The sequence below is a fragment of the Paenibacillus sp. LjRoot153 genome (assembly GCF_964253085.1).
Taxonomy (GTDB): Bacteria; Bacillota; Bacilli; order Paenibacillales; family NBRC-103111; genus Paenibacillus_E.
Window position 1 is genome coordinate 1,503,712 of sequence record NZ_CAXUQH020000001.1, and the last position, 21,621, is coordinate 1,525,332.

The window sequence follows — 21,621 nt, forward strand, 5'->3', positions numbered from 1 at the left end:
TCACGAAAGTATAAATAGGAGGGGTGTTTGTACAATGAAAAAATTAACTCTATTAGGACTCGCCACCATGTTTGCGCTTACAGGATGCTCAGATAACAAAGCCACAGATACACCAGCAACGGGATCACCCAATGCGACGGGAACAGCGAAGCCAGCTAAGCTAGCTTTGAACTGGTCTGTTGCCAGTGGGTACCTCGCGAATGTGACCTTACCTTCCGGGGACAAAGATTTCGTGAAGAAGGCCATCGAAGAAAAATTTAACGTAGATTTGAAAATTGATTATATGGTTATGGGCAAAGAGTACCATGACAAGCTCAATGCTACATTGGCTGGAGGAGCAGCTCCGGATCTTTTCATCGCTGGCGGAGCAGAGTCTCAGAAATACATCACGGATGGTATCACCGCGAATCTAGCTCCATACTTCACGAAAGAAGCCTTACCGAACTACTACAAATGGGTATCCAAAGATGAAGTAGACGCGTTCCAGCTTAAGCAAGGGGAATTCACGCGGGCGATTGATCCTTTCCAACGTAACTCTTATGCATCTTGGTACATCCGTCAGGATTGGCTTGATAAGCTGGGGCTTAAATCCCCGAAAAATTACGCCGAATTGACCAATGTCATGACGCAATTCACCAAAGGCGATCCTGATGGCAACGGCAAGCAAGATACGTACGGCTTCTCGGCAGCAGGCAGTGGTGTAACCTTACCTTTCGACTTCCCACAATGGTTAAATAATGGCTTTGTCGCAGACTTCCAAATTGTTGACAATAGTTACGTGGATAACCGTACTGACCTTAAAGTGCAAGGTGTCCTAGATCAAGTCGTGGAATGGAACAATGCAGGGATTGTTGATCCGGATTGGTTCCTGAATAAGGCACCTGCTCATTTAGATAAAGCAGCACAAGGCAAGGTTGGCATGTTCTTTAGCGGCGATAAAAGCGTCGCCTTGGACAGCTTAGCAACTAGCGTGCAAAACCGTTCAAAAGCGCTTGACCCTAAAGCGAATTGGCAGCCAATTTTCCCGCTGGATAAGCCGATCATTTGGAAATATAACGTACCTGAAGCTACGATCCTTATTAGCAAAACATCAGCTGATAAAACGCCTGATAAAGTGAAGCGCTCCTTGGAAATTCTTAACTGGTTAACAGGTGAAGAAGGCTTCCTGCTGACGCATTATGGTCAAGAAGGCAAACATTATACCAAAGCAGGCAACAAGATTACGTTGAACGTAGCTAACTTCGAAGCGGATATCGCGAAAGCTGGTAACTGGTTGAACGTGTACGCTGCCTTTACACCAGAAGAGCCGAATATTCTTGGATTTGAGCTGATCGATTCCCGTATTTCTGAGCATGACCGTGCGATTTTGAAAACAGTTGAGAGCTTTCCGAAGCATAACGCATTGCCTCCTGTGAGCTTAGTTCCTCCTGCTGGCATTAACATCGGAGATTTTCGCAAAGAAATGAGTAAATTCCACATCAAAGCGGTGCTGGAAGACAAAAGCGGCAAAAACTGGCCGCAATACCGTGAAGAGCTGATGACGAAATTCAAAGGCAGAGAAATTTTCACGGAGTATACGAAGCAAATTAACGGGGCACTGAAGGATAAGAAGCTGAACGACTTTAAATAAATGTGGTAAGGCATCGAGGGGAACCCGAGGAAAGTTCAAGGGTTTCCTTCTGCCTTCTATCTGGAAATGACAACTAGGAGGAGATGGCGATGGCGGAAACCATAGCTGCAAGACAAGAGAAACCTACCGTTTCACGCCCGATGAGGCAGGGCAAGCTACGCAGTATATATCTGAGCAGATGGTTTTACCTCATGATGATCCCTGGGTTGATCTATTATGCATTATTTCACTACGCCCCGATGATAGGTGCTTTGATTGCATTTCAAGACTACAATCTTATGAAGGGCATCTGGGGAAGCCCTTGGGTGGGTTTCGATAATTTTCGGGTGATTTTTGACAATCCTGAATTTGTGCGCATTATGAGAAACACCTTATTGATTAGTGTTTATAAAATCGTTGGGAGCATGGTACCCGATGTGATCCTTGCACTGATGTTGAATGAAGTCCGGGTCAGATGGTTTAAGCGCGCTGTACAAACGATTACTTATGGGCCCTATTTTCTGTCGTGGGTCATTGTGTATGGTTTAGCTTTTTCCTTCCTCGCCCCAGGCTCTGGTTTGATTAGTACCTTCGTTCGGGATATGGGTTGGGGATCGATTGATTTACTAACGAACAAGGACTTCTTTAGACCTTTGCTGGTACTAACAGAAATTTGGAAAAATACCGGATTCGGAGCGATTATTTACTTAGCAGCTCTAGCATCCATCAACCAGGAACTTTATGAAGCTGCCGTCGTGGATGGTGCAGGACGTTGGCGTCAGCTCTGGCATATTACGTTGCCGGGTATCCGTGATGTTTTCGTGCTCCTGCTGATTATTCGCATTGGCGGCATCTTGGATGCAGGCTTCGATCAGGTTTTCATCTTTTTAAATGCTCGGGTCTATGATGTTGGAGATATTGTGGATACTTGGGTGTATCGCTACGGTTTTGAGCGTCTCGAGTTTGGTGTAGCTGCAGCCATGGGTGTGTTCAAATCGGTCATTGGACTGGTGCTCGTGATTGGTGCAAACAGACTTGCTAAGAAAATGGGAGGCTCTGGCATATGGTAACGGTATACGACAACGACGGAGTAGGAGGCGATTCGCATGTCATTTGTGAGTCATAAAACCAAAGGGGACCATGCGGTAGATATGGTGATTTATGCAGTCTTGGGCTTTTTCGCCTTGATTACGTTATTCCCACTCTACTATGTGGCTATCGTCTCCATTACACCTTATGTGGAAGTCATGAAAAACGGCGGTTTCGTGATATGGCCCGAACATATGACATTTCAAGCGTACAAAGAAATATTCGGTTCACCTCGGATCCCACAAGCCCTGAAAATTACGGTATTCATCACAGTGGTAGGTACGACGCTGAATTTAATTGTGACGACCCTACTGGCCTATCCATTATCCAAAAAGTCGGTGCCAGGCCGCAATTTTATTCTGATGGCGCTCGTGTTTACGATGATTTTCAGCGGGGGGATTATCCCGCTATACATTCTGGTGCGCAGCCTTGGTTTATATGATTCGGTCTGGGCACTCGTGATACCGGGTATGGTGTCTACCTTTAATTTGTTGATTGTTAAAACCTACTTCGAGAATCTCCCCGCTGAAGTAGAGGAAGCTGCACGCGTTGATGGATGTGGTGAATTAGCAACCTTGTTCCGCATCGTCCTCCCGTTGTCTGCTCCCATTATGGCGACGATTGGTCTGTTCTACGGCGTTACCCATTGGAATGAATATTTCAAAGGGATCTTCTATCTATCTGACAAGTCACTCATGCCGATGCAGGTCGTGCTCCGAAGTATGATTCAAACGCCGAATGTCTCTACCGAGCTTTCGATTAATTCACTCGTACTGGATGCTTTGCCGCCAGAAACGATCAAGATGGCCGTTGTCGTTGTGGCAACATTGCCGTTATTAATTGTTTATCCTTTCTTGCAAAAGTATTTTGTGAAAGGCGCATTGCTGGGTTCAATTAAGGGGTAATGGAGGATTGTAACAGCTATGAGAGCAGTTATTGCACGAGAAGGCAGTGTGGAAGTTATTGACACGGAGGGGCCAGCGGTCGAAGCCAACTATGTGTTAGTGCAAACGGAATACTCTGCGATCAGTCCAGGCACCGAAATGATGCTGAAGGACATACGGTCTAACGAGCCCATTTTCTTAGGCTATAGTGCCATGGGTCAAGTGAAGGAAGTCGGATCAGGTATTACGCATGTGAAAAAAGGGGACCGCGTCGCCTGCTATGGTTCGCCGTTTGTCCGTCATGCCGAGCTTCTTAAAGTCCCGAAGCATCTGGTGGTCCCCTTGCCAGAGCAAGTGGATGCCCAAGAAGCCGCTCATGTAGGGCTCGGCGCTATTGCTATTCATGCCTTACGACAAGCCGATCTGCGATTCGGTGAGTCCGTTCTCGTTGTTGGCTTAGGCATACTGGGGCAGATGGTGTGCCAAATAGCCCAAGCCTCGGCGAACATCGTCATCGGAATCGATCGTGTAGCCGAGCGTGCGGAGAAACTAACCGCCTCGGGTACACGGTTTGTTTTTGATCAAGAGGTGGAAATGGTGTGTAACCTACCGGAGATTACCGGGGGAGCTGGTGTGGATGCTGTCATTCTTTGTGTCGGTGGCGGCAACAGCGAGATGATCGATAAAGCGCTGGGCTGGATCCGCGATAAGGGAAAGATTGTTATCGTTGGTGATGTAAGCATGACGTTCAATCGGGAGCTGATGTTTCAAAAGGAAGCGCAAATCCTCATTTCCCGTGCAGGCGGACCTGGACGATATCTGAGAGATTACGAGATGAAGGGTATCGACTATCCGATAGGGCTTGTTCGTTGGACCGAGGGCCGCAATATGGCGGAATATATTCGTTTATTGGCGGAGAGGAAGCTGAGCATCGCGCCGCTGATCTCGCACATTTTGCCATTGGAGCGTATCGGAGAAGCCTATGACTTATACCGTAAAGCGCCACAGCAAGTGCTGGGCGTCGTTGTCCGTTATGGAGATTCTCGTCGCGAACTCTAGTTAAATGTCTAGTAATTTTCTATACTACATATAGGAGTTCATATCATGGTCTGTAGGGTATAGGGGGTTCTGGCATGTTTCGTCGACTAAGAAGAACTAACTTCATTTCCAGCGTCTCCACCAAGCTTTTCATTCTTACCTTTATGTCGGTTATCGTGCTGTTTCTGGTGATCGGCGTGTTCAGCTACCAACGGCTATTCGAGCCTATCAAGCAAAATAACGAAAAAGTGCTGCAAGGCTCTGTTGTTCAAGTCGAAAATTATATCAAAACCTTAATGAATAATATACAAACGCAATTGATTTTCCTCTCCACGCCAGTCCTCTATAATATGGGGGAAAAAGATTTCGTCCAACTCATGGAAAATGTGTTGTCCTACCATCAGGAGGAGATCGCCAGTATTTATGTAATCGAAGATAACACGGTACGGATCAGCTCTCCGTATGGTTATCGTGTTTACGTCCCGGAAGAACGCATTGCTGAAATTACCAATCAAACGAGTAAAACGGGCTTCTGGTGGAGCCCTCCTCATACGATCAATGACCACTTCGTCCTCACAGTCTCTAAGCAAATCGACAGCCGGCGAGTGGTGGCCATGGATGTCAACTTAAATGCGTTGACCGGACCACAAATTATTCAAGACGATCCGGACAATCAGCGGCGCATCTATTTGTTTACAGGCCAGGGCGATTACCTCTCCACGAATACGTACCTAGCGTACCCGAAGACGTATCTCAATCATTTGGAAATGAAAGAGGCGTTACAGGTACTTACGCAGCAAAGCGGTACTTCCTTTAACACCGTTCACACCTCATTTGGCAACTATATGGTCCTTAGTTCTAATCAAAATCGCTGGGATTGGTTCGTCTTCTCCGTTATTGAGGAGTCGCAAGCTTTTCCTTTACTGGAGTCACTGAAAGAGCAACTGGTATTTGTGTTGTTAGTGGCGATCATCCTTGCCTTCATCCTTTCTGTTTGGATTACGAACTATATTCGCAAACCCGTGACCGCCATCACGCGACAATTCAAAGCCGCGGCGCGCGGGGAGCTCGAAGCTCGCATCAAGCTCAAACGCAATGATGAGTTTACGCATATTGCCAATGGCTTCAATGGCATGATGGATGACATCCAGTCCTTGTTTGACGATTTGCGCGTAGCAGAAGAAAAGAAGCGACATCATGAGCTCAAGGTGCTGCAATCGCAGATTCATCCTCATTTTCTGAATAATACGCTTAATGCGATCTATTGTTTGGGGGAAACGGGACAAACGCAGGAGATGTGCGAGATGATCCGCTCATTGATGGGTTTGCTGCAATACTCAACTGACAAGGTAGGGGACATTGTAACGGTCGAGGATGAATTAGCGCAATTGGACAATTACGTGCAGATTATGAACCTGAGGTATGGGGACGTATTTGTGATGGATATTGCTGTGCCGGAGCTCTACAATGCGACGCCGATCCCGAAGCTGACGTTGATTACGTTGGTGGAGAACAGCATTTTCTATGGACTCAGTAAGGAAGGTGTCAATCATATTATTGTTTGTGGAAAAGAGCATGTGGGAGCAGGCGTGGTGCTGGAGGTCTCCGATACAGGACCGGGGATTGCGCCGGATAAGCTGAAGCTACTGCTAGAGGAAACTGGTGCTGCAAATGCGAACAAAGGGTTAAACAATTTGGGCATGCGGAATGTCCAAGAGCGACTGCGGATGACATTCGGGTATCCGTATGGCCTGCATTTTGCCAATGAACCGGATGAGGGGTTAACGGTGACGATTCATCTGCCGGCCGGAGAGCCGAGAGAGCAAGGATAGCGTCGGGGAGAGGGGACGAGACGATCATGCTGAAAATACTGATGGTGGATGATGAGAAATGGGTAAGGGAGCGCTTTGCGCAGCGTATTCCTTGGTCAGACGGGGGATTTACGTTCATGGGCGCGGCTTCAAGTGCCAAAGAAGCAATCAGCATGATTGAGCGAGAAGTTCCTCATTTGCTGCTTACGGATATTACGATGCCCAATATGAACGGGTTGGAGTTAGCTGCTTATGTCCGCAAAAGGTGGCCGCGCGTCCGAATCGTTATTTTGACCGCTTACGGTGAGTTCGAATATGCGAGGAAGGCGATTGAGTTAGGCGTGGATAACTACTTAATTAAGCTCGCACAAACCCCGGAGCAAATCCTTGAAGCTTGCCGCAAGGTAGCTGAGGACCTGGAGCAAGAGCTCGATATTGATCACAAGCTGGAGATGAGGCTTAAGCTCGAACGGGAGAAAGAGTGGACGAAGAAGCGTCAATGGACAGAGCGACTGATGGAGGGCGAGGGAAGTATACAAGAGCTTCCAGTGCCAAGTGAGTGGCTTACAGGTGTGGAATCCGCGAGTTATGTGGTGGGAATAACGATAGGCTGGCGTGTGACGGGGAGTTCAGGGCAAGTTGATCCAACACTTGAGGAACTCGTGCAGCTGCAAAGCCAACTAGCCGAAGTACTTGAAGTCAAACTGGATGCCCAGATGTTAGGCGATGGTAACGGGTTAGCTATCTTGCCCCTGCACCATACCCATTTACTATTGCTAATCGGTTCGAAGCGAGAGATTCCTGCCTTTCATTTGAGCCAACTAGCAAGAATGGCGCAAGATGCGGTCCATGTGTTTGCTCCTGTGAAAAGCCTCGCTCATATCGGATCTGTAGAAGAGTTAGGGAAGCTAAGATGGACAGAGAAACAGCTAGCAAATCTTATACGCAAAGGCAGGGATGGGCTGGCTGCGTATTTCTATTCTGAGGGTGAGAAACCCTCGATCGTGCTTCGGCGACTCGATGCGCAGCAGTCGAGGGAGTGGACAGCGGCTGTTGTCAAGGCTTTGCAGCGTGAGAATGTGGAGGTTTTCCGCGAGGCTGTAACCGTGATGATCACGCTCGGCGCGCCACCAATTCATCCAGGGGACTTGCTCCGTCTGACGAGACAAATGCTGCAACCTGAACTTGTGCGGCTGCCAGACGCCGTCATTGCTAGGTTAAGTGGCATCGATCGGTTGACGACATGGAACACGTACCTTGAGTGGTGGTTGGCAACCATTGATGCCATCTGCGAATGGTGGAGTCAGCAAGCCCAGCCTCCGGTGACTGTACGCAAGGAGATCCAATGGATGTGCCGCTACATTCGCGAGCACTATCAAGCGGATTTGCAGCTGGCAGAGCTCGCTAAGCTCGTTCATATGCATCCCTCGTACGCGGGTCAGATGTTCAAACAGGAGATCGGCGAGAATTTTTTGGAATACGTGAACCGGGTTCGTATGGAGAAAGCAAGCGAGATGCTGGAGCGGACCACGATGAAAATATACGAAGTATCCGGCGCTGTCGGCATCTCCGACTACCGCTATTTCTGCAAATTGTTTAAGAGCTATACAGGGGTTACGCCGACGCAGTACAAGAGTAATATGGGGTGAGTGGATAAGGGAGACGGGCGCTAGCGCCTCGTCTCCCTTTTTTCAGTTGGGGTCATCACTCGTATTCCCCGGGCTACGGTGGTCATAACATCTCCGAACCCGCAACCCGCAACCTGCAACCCCGAACCCGCAACCCGCAACTCGTGCTCCATTCTCCAATCAAACTAGCCGTCTTTCATCCATCGATCTCTCATATGCCCCATATCATATCCCCCCACCCCCGTTCACATCTCCCACCAAGTAATAAATGGATTTCATGTAGTTAATTTTTCCAATTTAGAAGAAATACGAGGAATAGATGGATTTTGTACAGTTAATTTCAGCAGATGAGGGCAGATTAGACGAATTGTTGGAAATTAACTGTATGTTTTCCAGCTAAACTGAATATGGAATGAATTTGTCAAAAAATAGCTGTAGTTTAGTTTTTCCAGTTATTTTGCCCCTTGAGGCACGCTGGAGTGACCACCAAACGGGGATCCTTGCTCCCCAGTAGTGATATGCGTGTTAAAGTACACAGAAAGCGGCAGATGGTGGAGTTTAAGATCTGTCTTCTATCTATTGCAGTTTCTACTGATCTGCAACCCTCCCTCTGAGTAAATCAGTAGGCATGCAGAGTGTTGGTGTGGAGAACGAAAGTTATTTCTATAAGCTGTTCAAAACGAAGTTTGGGATGACGCCAAGGGAATATATGGCGAAGCGTATGCGGTAAGGAAATTATGGGAAAACGTAAACCGACCCGGTTGTCCATCATTGGACTTCCGGGTCGTTTCATTTCGTGTACCTATTTAATTGTGTATGGCAGCTTAAATGTCCATAGAAGTGTTCCATTTTCTGGCGTTTTGCTGTCAATGCCAAAATCGTTATCGTTCGTAATGGCAAGCGTATCACCATTTATGAGCGAAACACCTTCAATTTTCTCATAAGGGAACTTGAATGCTACGGCATCCAGTACCGTTCGTTTCGTCGTAGGAAGGATACCACTTGCTTTCAGATCTGCAGTCGTCATTTGCTCAATCGTTTTACCTGCCGCTGCCGTAGTGTCGTATTTGCCAATAATATTAGTAGCTGTTGAAAGGTCAATAGCATAAATGCGCTTCAACTGTGCTTTATCGCCAGAGAATTTATCCCGCTCATCGATTAATAGCGTGTTCTCGTTCACGACAACCATATCGGAGATGACAATATCTCCTTGAGTAAGTTCTTTAAATTGCTTCGCATCTTCTAGGACGTATACAAACTCGGCAATAGGGTTGAGAGTCGCTAGTTCAAACTTAATAATCCGTACCTGACGTGAATTATCCATAGCTTTATCCGGATTACGAAGTGCATTCTGCATGGCCATGAACATATATTTGCCATCAGGCGTAATGCCAACAGCTTCTGCTCCACGGTTCTGGCGAAGTTTGTTGTACATTTCTGGCAGCGTCTCACGGGATGGCACAAGTGAAGCGGCGACCTGACTTGACCAACCTTTAGGTACAATACGCTCAATGATCGTACCGTCACGCTTCACATGGACAATGGACGGGCCGTATTCATCAGAAATCCAGAAGGTATCATCCTTAGGATTGTAAGCTAAGCCTTCAATATCAAGTCCGTAGGGGTCGTAAGCCAGGACTTTCTCACCTTTTGCATCATAAGGCTCTTCGTCACGACCTTTAATATTGGGCAGTCCAGTAATAGTGGCTTTGCCTGACACTGGGTCTGTGCCTGAAAGCTTCAAAGGGAACTTGTCTAAAATGTTGATTTCGCCTTTACTTACTTCGATTTTATAAATCGTTGGAGTATAGTCTGGCAGCGGGAACGTACGCACTGTTTTACCATTGATCGTGGGTTGACCGTTTGGCCCGCGATCAGCCGTTGTATAGAATACATTATCAGGGTCTCCTGGAAGGTGCGTTAACGAGGAGCCTACTCCCATTTTAATGCCTTCAGCAAGATTGGGTGCCTTGAGCTCATATTTACCAGTAAAAACAGGCTTGTCCGTCAAAGATACGCTGTTACGAAACTCATCCCAATCAACATATTTGCCCATGGCTTCAGAAAGCGCACGAACTGGCATATACAAGCTGCCGTCCAAATTAACAGCAGGTGCTGATGGCTTAATCACTTGTCCGTTGCTCGAGTACGTTACATTTTCGGAGGTTTCCCCATTTACTTGCTGAGCCGTTACTGTTCCCGAAACAGCCACAGGAAGAGCAAGCAGTAAAGATGTCAACACGATCCAATTGCGTTTCATTAGTATTTCTCTCCTCGCTATTGTCCACATTTTTCTTAACTTCTTACTTATATCAAAGTTGTGTCATGGTCATGTAAATTGAATATTACGAAATTGTAAATTTTCACAGAGCTGTCTTCCAACGGCGGGAAGGGCGTTGGCTGATGAATAAAGGCATCCTGTCAGAGCGATGCTGAAGCGATTATGATATACTGTATACGTGATATACATTTTCGGAAGGCATGAATGATGGAGGATTGAACAACATGGAGATCGGCGACGAGATCGATGAGGAAATCATACAAAGCTTACCTTCAGGGGTAGCTCTCAGCTGGGGAATTATCAAGCAGCCTAGCAGAGGCCCGAAAGGCGAGCTTAGTATTAAGAAAATTGTTGACGCAGCAATCGTTATTGCGGATCGGGATGGTCTTGCGGCGGTTTCGATGAGCAAAGTCGCGCAATCATTAGGTTTTACGACGATGTCTTTGTATCGCTATATTACAAGCAAGGAAGATCTGCTCGTACTCATGCAGGAAGCCATTTGTGACATTCCAATACCTCCGGAAGTTGAGGGGAAACCGTGGCGCGAGGAAATGAGAGAATACGTCTGGGCTTGTGTGGATGTGTTCCGCAAACATGCTTGGTATGGTGATATTCCGATTACGAGTGTTCCTCTCACGCCAAACAATCTTCAGGTGATCGACTGGATGCTGAGAATCATGCGGGATTTCCCGCTGAACGATTTTGAAAAAATGTCATTCCTATTGCTCGTAAGCAGCTATTCTAGAGCATGTGGTCTGATTGCAAGGGACATGGACAAGGCGATTCGCGATGGCGCGAGTCCGGAAGCTTTCAGCGGCATTCCCTATGCTGACGCACTGAAGCAGTTGGTCAAGCCGGATCGTTTCCCTAATTTGCATCCGATTTTGATGGCAGGTGCCTACACGGATGAGGTGGAGAATCCGATCGGCAACGATCTGGATTTCGGACTCGAGCGGATATTGGATGGGATTGAGCATTATTTGCGGGAGAAATAAGGGCAACTTGATATATGACAAAAAGCGTCTCGGTATAGCCGAGGCGCTTTTTTGTTTTACTTGCTGGCACCAGCGCACCCGCAGGCAATAAGCCCACCACGTGGTCTTATTGCACGAAATGCAGCGCAGTTAGAAGCCATAAGCACTCTGTGAGTGCTTATTTCACGGCAAAAACGCCGAGAGCTGCGCAATGCGCGCTCCCGGCGTCCCTAAGGCTAATCGCTCACAGCAAGTTAGCGATAGTTTACTTCCCGCCATTCCTACGAAATGCCAGGATACACCAACCAAAAGCAATGACCAGCAAGGCTGAACACCAGCCGATTGCCCACCACCCGTTATTCAGCACCGGGGTTCCAGTTAAGAGCCCGCGAATCGTCTCGATAACCGGTGTAATCGGCTGATGGTTAGCAAAACCTTGCATCCAAGATGGCATGGTATTCGTCGGGACGAATGCACTGGACAGATAAGGGAGGAACAGCAGGGCAAAGCCGTAGCTGCTAGCAGCGGAAGGACTGCCCGTGACGAGGCCGATCGCGGCGAATAGCCAAGTAAAGGTCAGAATGAATAAGATGATGATGCCGATAGCTCCTAGCCATTCAATCAAGGTAGCGTTTGGACGAAAACCAACAAGCAAGGCAACGCCGATGACCATACAAGTAGCTAGCAGGTTTCGGGCTAGACTTGCGGCGACATGACCCGTAATGACGCTGATGCTGCTGATCGGCATGGTCCGGAAGCGGTTGATAATGCCATTGGTCATATCCGTTGCCACATCAACAGCGGTGCTGGATGAGCCGAAGCCTGCGCACAATAGAATGATGCCTGGCACGACATAGTTCACATAATTGCCGCTCGGATCAAGGGCGCCGCCGAATATATAGGTAAACAGCAGCATTAGCATAACGGGCAGCATGATGGCCATCATCAGCGATTCGATGTTTCGCAGACTATGACGGATGCTGCGTCCGACGAAGACGGCGTTGGTTACTGCGATAGAAGCAGGCTTTGGCATAGCTTGGAGATTGCTCTTATTCATAAGTTGGGCATTGTTCAACGGCTGTAGGTTCTTCAGTGATTGGAAATCATTCATACGAGGGAAGCCTCCTTGTGATTAGGTGTCGTCAACGCCAGAAAGACGTCGTCCATGCTTGGCTTGCGAATGAAGATGTGTGTACCTGGCGGGCACGAGCCCGCGATCTCGTTCAACGTTTGGCTAACATCCTGAACAGTGCCGCTCGTCGGAATGGATAGAATGACTTCGTCCAGCGTATTCCGGAGCTCGATGACTTCGCCGCCAACACGAGCTTTCAAGGATTCCGCGGAGCCAGTTGCGACGATGCGTCCATGATTCAGCACAGCAATTTCGTCTGCAAGCTGATCCGCTTCTTCCAAATATTGCGTCGTCAACAGAATCGTCATGCCTTGCTGCTTCAATCGCAGAATAGTCTCCCACAGGGATCGGCGGCTGACTGTATCTAAGCCCGTTGTCGGTTCGTCGAGGAAGATCACCGGACGACTAACGACAAGGCTGACGGCCAGATCCAATCTGCGGCGCATGCCGCCAGAGTAGGATTTCACACGCTTACCAGCTGCGGCTTCCAGCTCGAATTGTTTCAGCAGCTCCGCTGCACGGATGCGGGACTCGCCTGCAGATAGACCTGACAACCGACACATCATCATGATATTCTCGTGCCCGGTCAGTACTTCATCCACCGCAGCGAATTGCCCTGTGAGTGTGATCAAGCTTCGGACCGCTTTGCGGTCAACGATCACGTCATAACCTTCGATTCTCGCAACCCCTCCGTCCGGCTCGGATAAAGTGGACAAAATGTTAATCAGTGTCGTTTTCCCAGCGCCGTTGGGCCCAAGCAGTGCGAATATCGTACCTTTTGCTATCTTTAAATCGATGCAATTCAATACTGTTTGTTTGCCGAAGCTTTTGCGCAAGCCGCTTACTTCAATGGAATTAGTCATCATTCAATATCTCCCCGTTCTTTAAATTGTGGATCATATAAACAGTATATTGCATACTCAGTTATTTATGATCGTTCTCAAGACCGATATTGCACTCCGTCGTGCGTCTCATTCACTCTCCCTCATACGCCACCCCAGTCCCGCCAAAACCCGCAGTATATAAGGGTTTTATCCACCTCCATCATCGAAAAGTACAGTGGAAATCCATCCGATTTTCAACTCGTACAGTCTATTTTAACCCCAGCAAAAATGAGCAGTATCCAATTCTCTACCTGATTTCGTATGATGAAATCGCAAAGAGGACGCAACGTAACACAGACAGAGCAGTGAAATTAAAAAAAGATGCCCCCTGTTCAATACAGAGATCATCTTCTTTAATCTGCATAGACTTTTTTAAAATGCCCTTTACAGGGGGTACAGTTTAGTAGTGGGATGGCGTTTTTCTAGCCAACCTTAGCCCAGCTAATCGCTAACCCACCGCAACCCGAAGCCGAAGAATCAATAAGAACCAATAGAAGCAACAGAAGTGAACCAACCAAACCTAAACAACCAAACCTAAACAACCAAACCTAAACAACCAAACCTAAACAACCAAACCTAAACAACCAAACCTAAACAACCAAACCTAAACAACCAATAAACTAGCCAATCATACAGCAACAGGGATATACCTCCGCTAACTTTCTTCACCTGCCGTCATCTTCCCCCGCCAAACCCACCTCTCTCCCAAACTAGATGGATTTTATGTAGTTAATTCCACTGAATTTCTGCCAATTTCCGGGATAGATGGAATTCCTGCAGTTAAATTAATTCATTTTGGGCGGAACGATCAATTTAGAGAGAATTAACTACATGTTTTCCAGTTAATTCTAATTTGGAGTGGGTTTTGCCGAAAATAGTTGGAGGTTTTCCAGTTACTCCATCCATCACCGATTATGCAGGTTCATTGCTTTGTAAATGCAATAAAGAAACAGCGAACAAACTGGCAAGGTTTGCACGCCATTTCTTTATGTGTGTAAGTGTATCCTGTACTTATCCTCGCGCCACTTTAATAATCGCGAGCTCCTTAGGCTGCACTTCCCCTGTGATCATTCCTGTCTCTACTTGAAGTTGAACAGGCTCCCCATGCCATAATTCAGTGATTTCTTTCAATTCCGGGTAGCTGTGCACCAACAATTCCCCAGCAATCAACTCATCCGTATCGTTATAAAGTGTGTAAATCACACTCGACTCATCATCGCTTGGAAACACGTTGCAGTATAAGCCGTCTCTCAGAGTTGGATACAACGGGAGGGGCTTATTGCTTTGATAGTTGGTTTTATGCGCCATCCAAACCTGTTTCCATTTCTTTAAACACTTGATCGGGACGAAGCAGAAACCGATGCTGCTGCAATTCATTTAACGTAGTCCAGGGTTTCATGTCCATATTGCGATTTTGAACCCAGATGAACCAATTTCGTTCAAATTGGGAAAGGCTAAACTGAACCCCTGCTGCTGATTGGGATGAAAGATGCCAAGGGGCATCGTGAATTCAACATGCATTTGAACAATGCTGCTGCCATCTCGCTTGGATTGAGGGTTCGAGGGGAAGAAGTAGTGATTATCTTCGCCCTCTACGAGCTGAAGCTAACAGCGCGAGCGTACGTTAACCGCATGGTCAGAACGGACAGGCATTCCAATTTGCGGGCCCAACTGCTTGGGAATTAGCTCCAGCACGGCTAACATGTGGGCCAGTTCTGCTTCCTCAATCGGGCCAATGATTACGGCATTGGCTACCGTTACATCGTTTCGACCGGCAATGAAGCAAGTGTCTCGATGACACAGTTTGCCGATTTCATGCTGGACGATCCGGATGTCAAGGCTGTCGGACTATTTATTGAAGGCATCAAGGATGGGAAAGCATTCGCTAAATTGGCGGATAAAGCGCTTAAGTTGGGCAAGCCGATGATTACTCTGAAGATTGGTGAGTCCGCTGTTGGACAGAAAGCGGCAGCTAGTCACACTGCTTCGATGACGGGAGACTAGCAAGTATTTGATGCTTTCTGTCGTCAAAAGGGTATCCTGGCAGCCAAGGATTACAAAGAGTTCATCGCGCTTGTGAAAAGCAGTGAATATACCAAACCGCTTATGGGGCGTCGCTTCGCAGTATTATCGCATTCGGGCGGCATCGGAGGGTTCGTTGGCGACAAAATGGGCGCTGTAGGACTCAGTGTACGCTGCTGACTGGATTCGGAACGGCGAACAATCCGCTCGATTTGTCTGGTACGATGCAAATGGAACAAATTCTTGAGATCCATGCCGCACTTGAAGATGAGGCGGAATTGAACGGAATTGTATACGCAACGCATGGAAAAGCTCCGCTCACGGAAAGTCTTGGCGCGCTGGATCGTTCGTCCAATAAGCCTTTGTACTGGTTGTGGACTTGAAGTCTGGAGGATCCTGAATTGCAAGCTGTTAAGAAGTTTCCAATACGGCTTTTCTATAATCCTAAGCAATTAGCTTCTACGCTTACTCGTTTGGCAGAGTTTTATGAACGTTCCCGTGGTGCTGAATTAAGCGGCGAAGTTGCAGCCAATCGTACGACAACAGATGGTGCGGCGCAATTGCAGGAATTTGCGAAGCAGACAAGTTCGTTGACACTGACGGAGATCGAAGGCAAGCAGGTGCTTCAATCGGTCGGTATTTCTGTTCCAGAGAATTATTTCTTACCGGATGATGGCGATATTGAGTCGTTCCTAACTTCCATGCCTTTCGATGGCAAACGTTATGTGGCGAAGCTCGTGTCACGAACAATTACGCATAAAAGCGATAGCGGCGGCGTGGCATTGAACCTGAAGCAGCCGGAGCAGGTGCGGGAATTCTTTGAGCGTCGTATTCAGCAAAGTACAGATACTGATGACGATGTAGATGGGATGCTGTTGGAGGAAATGGTCGGAGACAAAGTGGAGTTGATCCTAGGGTCGACCAATGACCCGATCTTCGGTCCAGTTGTTCTAATCGGCCTTGGCGGCGTGCTCACAGAGCTGTTCCAATTAGTCACTTGGCGTGTGGCTCCGTTCGACAAAGAGGAAGCGAAGCGAATGCTTGGTGAGATTAAGGGCCTTCTGACATATCTACAAGGCTTCCGCAACATGCCGGAGACCGATATGGACGCGCTGCTCCAAACCTTGGAAACTTTCTCTTACTGGGTATATGATCAGCATGATACAATTGAGAGTGTAGAGATTAATCCGCTTGCTGTTTTACCGAAAGGTGAAGGGGTTAACGCGCTCGACTGTGTCATTACATTGAAATCAGATGCTGACCAAGCGGTGTACATCGAAATCTAGGGGGTGCAGCATGCAGAAAAAGACAGCAAAAATCATCGTGGTTGGCAGCATTAATATCGATCTCGTCGTGAAGTCTGAACACATCCCGGTCGCTGGGGAAACCGTGACGGGACAGGAATTCGTCATGATCCCCGGTGGCAAAGGTGCAAACCAAGCGGTTGCTGCCGCGAGGCTAGGCGCACAGGTTGAAATGGTTGGCTGCGTAGGCGGCGATCCGTTCGGGAAACAGATGTTGGAGCAATTAACGAATGAAGGCGTAGGTACATCTTACGTGTTGGTGGATCCTCAGCAGACAACAGGTGTGGCACTTATTCAAGTGCAGGATGGGGAAAACCGGATTACGGTTGTCCCAGGGGCGAATGCCAGCGTGACGCCAGCGCATGTAGAGCGTGCTAAAGATGTGTTTGTTGGGGCGGATATCTTGCTCGTACAGCTCGAGATTCCCCAAGAGACGGTTATGTACGCGGTTCAACTTGCCAAAAGCCATGGTGTGAAAGTAATCTTGAACCCTGCGCCAGCCGCGGTGTTGCCGGACGAGATTTGGCCGTTCGTTGATTTGGTAACGCCCAATGAGACAGAGGCAGTCATTCTGACTTCTGAGCAGATTGCGGGATCAGATCAAGCGGGAATCATGAACGAGCTGCGGAGTTTGACGAAGACCGATGTGATTATTACCCAAGGGGAAAAAGGGGTTTCTTATCACCTGAATGGGGTGGAAGGGTCCTATCCTGCCTATCGGGTGAACGTGGTGGATACAACGGCAGCTGGTGATTCCTTCAATGCCGCGTTAGCGGTATGGCATGGTGAAAGTTACACCCTGGAGCAATCGATCGCGTTCGCGGCCAAAGTTGGCGCGTTGACGGTATCGAGCTTCGGTGCTCAGACTTCGCTGCCGACTCGGCAAGAAGTAGAGTCATTTGAGGGCAGCTTTAACAAGTAGATTATGAGTGAAATATAACGAATTGAACCGAACCAGCAGACATAACGTTTGCTGGTTTTTTGTGTGCGAGGGGGCGGTGTATGAGTGGGGAGTGGACTGGTACAGATTCAACTAAATAATTTGGCACAGTTTTCCAGAAAATGTATAAATAACGAAATCGTCGTAATGCTAATACATTATTAATGATTTTCTATATAGATACTAAACATTTATGGTATATGATATGTTTTAGTCCAGTAACCGTAGAGTAGGCAGGAGTTGACTATCCTTTTGATACAATTATTTAGGCTCGCTAAGCGATGGCGGCATTATTTTAACTTGTTCCGCAAGGCCCCGGGCGTACAGTCGGTGGGTCTGAAGCTGTTGGTATGGGCAGTTGGCGGCACAGCCATTCTCTTTGTTGGGTTCAGTTTTTTTTCTTATACACATTCACAGCGGCTTGTCATAGACAAGGTGACTTCAGCTACCAAGCAAACGGTTGCGCAATCCAGAGACACGTTAAATATTATTTTTCGTAATTACGAGGATTTAACCTTTAGTATTTTGACCGATGAGGAAATGCTGAATCAACTCCATGTATACGGCAGCGCGTTAACTAGTCAGAATGACAAATTCGTGGCTAGGAATAAAATTGTGGAGAGCTTAGCTATTCGATTCTTTAGCAAAAGTGATATCACGAATATACATTTGATCCCGGTGGACCCGAAGCTGAAAGAAATTACAACGGACACGCTGCATGCGGAATTGATTGATTATAGTAAAGAAGAGTGGTTTCAGAGGGCGGTTATTGCGAATGGCGAAATTGGATGGCTCCCTACGAAAAGATACGGTTACTCGAATTTAGGACAACCCTCATTTGCCATCAATCGGCTCATTAAATTGAGTTCGGGCTTGAAATATGTGCTTCTCATTGAGATCAGCTCTGAGGTATTAAAGCGTTCCATAGGGGATTTTCAAAGTGGAGAAATGGTCATTTTGAATCCAGCGAACGAACTGCTGACGAGGACGAATTCAGAAGTAGAAGGAGATTTCTATCGAATTCCTAACTTGTTCACTGCGAATCCAATTCATGCGGGACATCCTTCCGAAAGTAAAACGGTCAAGGTGAATGGGGAGATGCAGCTGGTTGTTGCGGAAAAAATAGCGGCCAGTGATTGGATTGTACAAGCTGTGATCCCAGGATCGGAATTGTTCAAAGATGCGAACACCATTGGCAATAGTATGTTGATTAGTATGATCGGAATTGCGATCCTTACCTACTTATTTAACTGGTACTTGCAAAGGCGGCGGAATGCGAAGAAAATCCGATATATGGCTTATCATGATCACTTGACTGATCTAGCGAACCGTAAGTTGTTTATGGAGGTTATTGAAAAGGAGATTCAATTCGCGCAACAACATAAGCTGGAATTTACCGTTCTTTTTCTAGATTTGGACAGGTTCAAAATTATTAATGATACCTTTGGCCATGAGGCTGGCGACAAACTGCTCATCGAAACAGCGCGCCGACTAGAAGATACATTCGATAAATCATGTACCATCGCCCGTTTTGGCGGGGACGAATTTCTAGTGCTGATACCGAACTCAGGGGATCAAGATGCGATATTGACAATCATTCAAGACATTACTAGTCAAATTGAGATGCCCGTGTATTATGAAGAGAGTGAACTTCATGTCTCTGTTAGTATAGGTGTCAGTATGTACCCGCAGGATGGGAATGATATCCAAAGCCTAACCAAGCACGCGGATACTGCGATGTATAGTGCGAAGGAAAGCGGTAGAAATAATCATAAGTTCTACAACGCCACAATGGAAAAAAATACATATGAAAAGCTGTCTTTAGAACGAGATTTACGCCATGCGATAGAGCGTGAGGAGTTGTTTCTCTATTATCAGCCTCAAATTGAACTAGAGTCGGGGTGTATCATCGGGGTTGAAACGCTAGCCAGATGGAAGCATCCGAAGCATGGTTTCATTCCACCGTCGGAGTTTATTCCGATTGCTGAGTACTCACGACTCATCGTGCCAATCGGCAAATGGATTCTATACACAGCGTGTAAGCAAAACAAAGCATGGCAGGATGCAGGCCTCCCTAAGGTACATGTAGCTGTCAACTTATCGATTCACCAGTTCCAAAATTCAGAGATCATCCAAACCGTTGCACAGATCTTGGAGGAGACAGGCTTGGAGCCGCAGTATTTGGAATTGGAAATTACAGAATCTATTGCGATGCAGGATGTGGAGAAGGTTATTTTAACCTTGCAAGGCTTGTATGCCTTAGGGGTAAAAATTTCAATAGATGATTTTGGCACAGGTTATTCTTCATTAAATTATTTGAAAAACTTTCCTATACAACGGTTGAAAATTGATAAATCGTTTCTGGATGACATTGCGAACAGTGAGAAAGAACGTGCTATCGTAGGGGCGATCATCATCATGGCACACAGTTTGCAATTGCGAGTGACAGCTGAGGGCGTAGAGTCTATGGAACAAGTGGCTTTATTACAAGCCTGCAATTGCGATGAGATTCAGGGTTACATTTACAGCCGTCCCATTCCGACAAGCGAATGTGCAGAATTGCTGGCAGAGAGAATGGTATACGACACAACTGGGAAACTTCTACAAGGTGGCTGACCATTTGAGTGCGAGGGGGAAACCATGATGAGAATTAAACAACGAGAAAGGAAGTATGGGCTGATTGTCATGAACTGGATTGTGCTTGTGATCTTCGTAATGGGGTGTTCAGGTCAGGAGAATCCCTTGCCAACTTCATCACCATCGGGCGACTCGAAAGTAACGCTGCGCATGATCGAGAGCTTGACGAATCCGAAACGAACGGTGATTTTAAAAGGTTTACTTACCCAATTCGAAAGCCAAAACCCCCATATCCATGTAGAATTAATATCACCTCCCTTTACGCAGGCGGATATTACGATAAAGACGATGCTGAATGTGAAGCAAGAGCTCGACGTTATGGAAGTCAGAGATATTAGTGTCGCTGATCTGGCGAGCCAAGGCTATATTGATCCATTAAACACGTACATGTCCTCTTGGGATGAAATAAACACGTTAACTAGAGCAGCCAAATCAATCTCTGTTGTTGGCCGTAAGAATTATTTTATAGCCAACGGCTTGTATCAACGTCAAATGTTTTACAGAAAGGATTGGTTGGAGGCTGCAGGCCTTAAACCACCTTCTTCATGGGAAGATATGTATGAAACGAGTAAAAAACTAACGGATCCTGCCAAGAATCAGTATGGCTTTTCCTTTCGTGGCGCTAAAGGTTCGATTTCGATCTCAGATACGTTGATCCTGGCTTATAATGGTGATCGCGTAAATCTGGATGACGGTCAATTTTTGAATGACGGTTCTACGATTTATGCTTCCCCTGAAGCGGGGAAAGCGCTGGAATTATATGTGAACCTGTATAAGGAAGCTTCGCCACCCGATTCTATTTACTGGGGATTCCAAGAGCAGGTTGAGGCGTTCACCTCAGGTGTGACAGGGATATTACTTCAAGATCCAGATGTCATTCAAACGATACAGGATAAAATGCAGCCAGGAACGTGGGCGACAGCGCCACTACCAACAGGGCCCAAAGGGAATGCGCTTGTAAGTGTAGGCGGAGCCGGATGGGGTATTGCCTCCTATTCCAAACATAAAGCAGAAGCATGGAAGTTGATCGCATTTCTTTCAGGTGCCAAGCAAAACACGGAATTATGCAAAAAATACGGCCTAATTCCGATTCACACTTCCGCTGTATCGGATGCATTTTTCCAAACAGGTCCATATAAAACATTGCTCGATATGACAATCAAGCCAGATACCTACCTGCTCTTCAAACCACCTTTCCAATATCCGGGCAACAGTAGTTGGAGCAAAGCAGCGATGGAATCGGGGCAGGCGATGCTGTTAGGGAAAGCCACTATGCAAGAAACGTTAAGCAAGTGGGATTCTTTCTGGAAGGAACAGAAGCGAACTACGGGGGTTGAATTGAACAAGAATGCAAACGTGATAGAATAGAAGGAAGTTGATTTGTTTTT

At 47.0% G+C, this 21,621-nt stretch carries 19 protein-coding genes; 15 read left to right on the forward strand and 4 right to left on the reverse strand.

Annotated features, from left to right (window positions below; genetic code table 11):
• Window positions 1–34 precede the first annotated feature (34 nt).
• The 7 genes from ACSQ8P_RS06575 (at window position 35) to ACSQ8P_RS06605 (ending at window position 8,789) form a co-directional block, all read left to right on the forward strand.
• Window positions 35–1,630 (forward strand): hypothetical protein, encoded by a 1,596-nt coding sequence (locus ACSQ8P_RS06575; RefSeq protein WP_436234468.1) that lies wholly within the window; start codon window positions 35–37, stop codon window positions 1,628–1,630.
• Between the two features lie 89 nt (window positions 1,631–1,719).
• Window positions 1,720–2,679, forward strand: a complete 960-nt coding sequence (locus tag ACSQ8P_RS06580) for an ABC transporter permease (protein WP_436234469.1) — start codon at window positions 1,720–1,722, stop codon at window positions 2,677–2,679.
• 36 nt (window positions 2,680–2,715) lie between these two features.
• Complete coding sequence (locus ACSQ8P_RS06585) at window positions 2,716–3,603, forward strand: carbohydrate ABC transporter permease (RefSeq protein WP_436234470.1); 888 nt, start codon at window positions 2,716–2,718, stop codon at window positions 3,601–3,603.
• Window positions 3,604–3,621: 18 nt separating this feature from the next.
• The gene (locus ACSQ8P_RS06590; RefSeq protein ID WP_436234471.1) at window positions 3,622–4,641 is read left to right on the forward strand and encodes a zinc-dependent alcohol dehydrogenase; all 1,020 of its coding nucleotides are present in this window, start codon (window positions 3,622–3,624) and stop codon (window positions 4,639–4,641) included.
• A 74-nt stretch (window positions 4,642–4,715) separates the two neighbouring features.
• Window positions 4,716–6,452 carry a sensor histidine kinase gene (locus ACSQ8P_RS06595; RefSeq protein ID WP_436234472.1) on the forward strand — a complete coding sequence of 579 codons (1,737 nt, stop codon included), beginning with the start codon at window positions 4,716–4,718 and terminating at the stop codon, window positions 6,450–6,452.
• A 26-nt stretch (window positions 6,453–6,478) separates the two neighbouring features.
• On the forward strand, window positions 6,479–8,080 hold the full coding sequence (locus tag ACSQ8P_RS06600; RefSeq protein ID WP_436234473.1) for a response regulator transcription factor: 1,602 nt from the start codon (window positions 6,479–6,481) through the stop codon (window positions 8,078–8,080).
• A 607-nt stretch (window positions 8,081–8,687) separates the two neighbouring features.
• The gene (locus tag ACSQ8P_RS06605; protein ID WP_436234474.1) at window positions 8,688–8,789 is read left to right on the forward strand and encodes an AraC family transcriptional regulator; all 102 of its coding nucleotides are present in this window, start codon (window positions 8,688–8,690) and stop codon (window positions 8,787–8,789) included.
• Window positions 8,790–8,861: 72 nt separating this feature from the next.
• Here the strand turns inward: ACSQ8P_RS06605 and ACSQ8P_RS06610 are convergent, their stop codons facing one another.
• On the reverse strand, window positions 8,862–10,319 hold the full coding sequence (locus tag ACSQ8P_RS06610) for an esterase-like activity of phytase family protein (protein ID WP_436234475.1): 1,458 nt from the start codon (window positions 10,317–10,319) through the stop codon (window positions 8,862–8,864).
• A 221-nt stretch (window positions 10,320–10,540) separates the two neighbouring features.
• Here ACSQ8P_RS06610 and ACSQ8P_RS06615 point away from each other — a divergent pair, with 221 nt between their 5' ends.
• Entirely contained in the window at window positions 10,541–11,335 is a 795-nt protein-coding gene (locus tag ACSQ8P_RS06615; RefSeq protein WP_436234476.1) for a TetR/AcrR family transcriptional regulator, read from the forward strand.
• Between the two features lie 244 nt (window positions 11,336–11,579).
• On the opposite strand, the gene ACSQ8P_RS06620 is transcribed toward ACSQ8P_RS06615, so the two are convergent.
• The 3 genes from ACSQ8P_RS06620 to ACSQ8P_RS06630 form a co-directional block, all read right to left on the reverse strand.
• On the reverse strand, window positions 11,580–12,371 hold the full coding sequence (locus tag ACSQ8P_RS06620; protein WP_436239468.1) for an ABC transporter permease: 792 nt from the start codon (window positions 12,369–12,371) through the stop codon (window positions 11,580–11,582).
• 50 nt (window positions 12,372–12,421) lie between these two features.
• Window positions 12,422–13,312, reverse strand: a complete 891-nt coding sequence (locus ACSQ8P_RS06625; RefSeq protein ID WP_436234477.1) for an ATP-binding cassette domain-containing protein — start codon at window positions 13,310–13,312, stop codon at window positions 12,422–12,424.
• Window positions 13,313–14,341: 1,029 nt separating this feature from the next.
• Window positions 14,342–14,560, reverse strand: a complete 219-nt coding sequence (locus ACSQ8P_RS06630) for a hypothetical protein (RefSeq protein WP_436234478.1) — start codon at window positions 14,558–14,560, stop codon at window positions 14,342–14,344.
• Between the two features lie 285 nt (window positions 14,561–14,845).
• Here ACSQ8P_RS06630 and ACSQ8P_RS06635 point away from each other — a divergent pair, with 285 nt between their 5' ends.
• The 7 genes from ACSQ8P_RS06635 (at window position 14,846) to ACSQ8P_RS06665 (ending at window position 21,601) form a co-directional block, all read left to right on the forward strand.
• Window positions 14,846–15,016: a hypothetical protein gene (locus ACSQ8P_RS06635; RefSeq protein ID WP_436234479.1), complete on the forward strand. Its 171-nt coding sequence runs from the start codon at window positions 14,846–14,848 to the stop codon at window positions 15,014–15,016.
• Between the two features lie 18 nt (window positions 15,017–15,034).
• The gene (locus tag ACSQ8P_RS06640) at window positions 15,035–15,334 is read left to right on the forward strand and encodes a hypothetical protein (protein WP_436234480.1); all 300 of its coding nucleotides are present in this window, start codon (window positions 15,035–15,037) and stop codon (window positions 15,332–15,334) included.
• Window positions 15,335–15,582: 248 nt separating this feature from the next.
• Window positions 15,583–15,735 (forward strand): hypothetical protein, encoded by a 153-nt coding sequence (locus ACSQ8P_RS06645; RefSeq protein ID WP_436234481.1) that lies wholly within the window; start codon window positions 15,583–15,585, stop codon window positions 15,733–15,735.
• 18 nt (window positions 15,736–15,753) lie between these two features.
• A complete protein-coding gene (locus ACSQ8P_RS06650) occupies window positions 15,754–16,638 on the forward strand; it encodes an acetate--CoA ligase family protein (protein ID WP_436234482.1) in 885 nt (294 codons plus the stop codon).
• A gap of 10 nt (window positions 16,639–16,648) precedes the next feature.
• A complete protein-coding gene (gene rbsK / locus ACSQ8P_RS06655; RefSeq protein WP_436234483.1) occupies window positions 16,649–17,578 on the forward strand; it encodes a ribokinase in 930 nt (309 codons plus the stop codon).
• A 270-nt stretch (window positions 17,579–17,848) separates the two neighbouring features.
• Window positions 17,849–20,212, forward strand: coding sequence for a bifunctional diguanylate cyclase/phosphodiesterase (locus ACSQ8P_RS06660; RefSeq protein ID WP_436234484.1), 2,364 nt, complete (start codon window positions 17,849–17,851; stop codon window positions 20,210–20,212).
• A 27-nt stretch (window positions 20,213–20,239) separates the two neighbouring features.
• The gene (locus tag ACSQ8P_RS06665) at window positions 20,240–21,601 is read left to right on the forward strand and encodes an ABC transporter substrate-binding protein (protein WP_436234485.1); all 1,362 of its coding nucleotides are present in this window, start codon (window positions 20,240–20,242) and stop codon (window positions 21,599–21,601) included.
• Window positions 21,602–21,621: the final 20 nt, after the last annotated feature.